Origin of the sequence: Cellulomonas septica (assembly GCF_012396155.1) — a bacterium.
Taxonomy (GTDB): Bacteria; Actinomycetota; Actinomycetes; order Actinomycetales; family Cellulomonadaceae; genus Cellulomonas; species Cellulomonas septica.
The window spans coordinates 1-1,676 of sequence record NZ_JAAXOY010000724.1 but is presented as its reverse complement, the minus strand read 5'-3'; the positions used below and the strand labels follow the sequence as shown (position 1 = coordinate 1,676).

The following is a 1,676-nucleotide window of genomic DNA, read 5'->3' as shown; positions in this document are numbered from 1 at the left end:
GCCGCCGACCTCGCCGGGAGCGCCGCGTGACCCCGCACCCCGCCCTCGACCCCCGTACCTCCACCACCGTCACGCGCCGCCCGCGCGGGCGGGTCACCTGGCGCCGCACCGCGACGCCGCTCCTGGGAAGGACCGCAGCATGAAGAGCGCCCTCATCGTCGTCGACGTCCAGAACGACTTCTGCGAGGGCGGCGCGCTCGCCGTCGCAGGCGGGGCCGAGGTCGCCGCCCGGATCACCGACCACGTGAAGCGGCACGGCGCCGAGTACGACACGATCGTCGCGACGCGCGACTGGCACGCACCGCTGCCCGACACGAACGACGGCCACTTCGCCGCCGACGGCGAGGCGCCCGACTACGTGACGACGTGGCCCGTGCACTGCGTCGCGGGGACGCCGGGTGCCGAGTACCACCCGAACCTCGTGCTCCCGGAGCGGACCGTGCACGTCGTCAAGGGCGAGTCGCGGCAGGACTACTCGGGTTTCCAGGGCCGCGTGGTCGACGCCCCGGACGGGCTCGGGCGGCTGGCCGACCTGCTCCTCGCACGCAACGTCGCGCACGTCGACGTCGTCGGGATCGCGACGGACTTCTGCGTCGCGTCGACCGCGATCGACGCCCGCCGCCGCGCCGCGACGGTCGTCACGGTGCTGACGGACCTGACGGCCGCGGTGTCGGCGCCGACCGCGATCAAGGCCCTGACCGAGCTGACCGGGCGCGGCGTGCGGCTGGAGGAGTCGCGGTGAGCGGGGCGGAGGCGAAGGCACCCGACGGGTACGACGCCCGCGACTACCCGCCCTTCGCGGTGACCGTCGACCTGGCGATCTTCACGATCCGTGACGGGCACCTGAAGGTCCTGCTCGTCCAGCGCGCCGACGACCCGTACGCGGGCGCGTGGGCGCTGCCGGGCGGGTTCGTCGGCATCGACGAGGACGCGACGACGGCCGCGTGGCGCGAGCTCGCCGAGGAGACGGGGCTCGAGCGGTTCGACGGGCACCTCGAGCAGCTCGCGACCTACTCGGCGCCCGACCGCGACCCCCGCATGCGGGTCGTGTCCGTGGCGCACGTCGCGTTCGCGCCGAACCTGCCCGACCCGCGGGCCGGGTCCGACGCCGCCGCCGCGCACTGGTGGGACGTCGACGACCTGTTCCTGCCCGGCCTGACGCTCACGGGCGACCCGGCGGACGCGCCCGACCTGGCCTTCGACCACGCGCAGATCCTCACCGACGCGGTCGACCGCGTCGCCGCGAAGCTCGAGTACACGACCCTCGCGACCGCGTTCGTCGAGACGCCGTTCACGCTGTCCGAGCTCCGGCACGTCTACGAGACGGTGTGGGGCGTCCGGCTGGACCCCGGCAACTTCCGCCGCAAGGCCGAGACGGGCTCGCTCGCCGCGAAGGACGAGGACACCGACCCGCGCCCGACGGGCGGCCGTCGCGCCGCCGTGTATCGCCCGACCGGCACCGCCGCGCTGCAACCGCCGATGCTGCGCCCCGACGGTGCCCGCGCCAAGACCACCGCGACCACCGGAGGACCCCGATGACCAGCCCGGCGACCCTGCGGCGCACCGCCGACGTCGAGACCGAGGACGGCGCCTTCTCGCGGCTCGCGGGACGCGTCCAGCGGCACCCGTGGTGGGTCATGCTCGGCTCGCTCGCCCTGCTCGGCCTGCTCGCCCTC

At 75.2% G+C, this 1,676-nt stretch carries 2 protein-coding genes; both read left to right on the top strand.

Annotation, left to right across the window (positions count from 1 at the left end; translation table 11 throughout):
* Positions 1–139: 139 nt before the first annotated feature.
* Positions 140–742 carry an isochorismatase family protein gene (locus HGA02_RS20585; RefSeq protein ID WP_210728799.1) on the top strand — a complete coding sequence of 201 codons (603 nt, stop codon included), beginning with the start codon at positions 140–142 and terminating at the stop codon, positions 740–742.
* Entirely contained in the window at positions 739–1,539 is an 801-nt protein-coding gene (locus tag HGA02_RS18580; protein WP_343035610.1) for an NUDIX hydrolase, read from the top strand. Before HGA02_RS20585 ends, HGA02_RS18580 begins: the two co-directional genes overlap by 4 nt.
* Positions 1,540–1,676 lie beyond the last annotated feature (137 nt).

What these genes read in the sequence shown, in the direction of transcription:
- HGA02_RS20585 (WP_210728799.1), top strand. Translation starts at nt 140, where the DNA reads ATGAAGAGCGCCCTCATCGTCGTCGACGTCCAGAACGACTTCTGCGAG.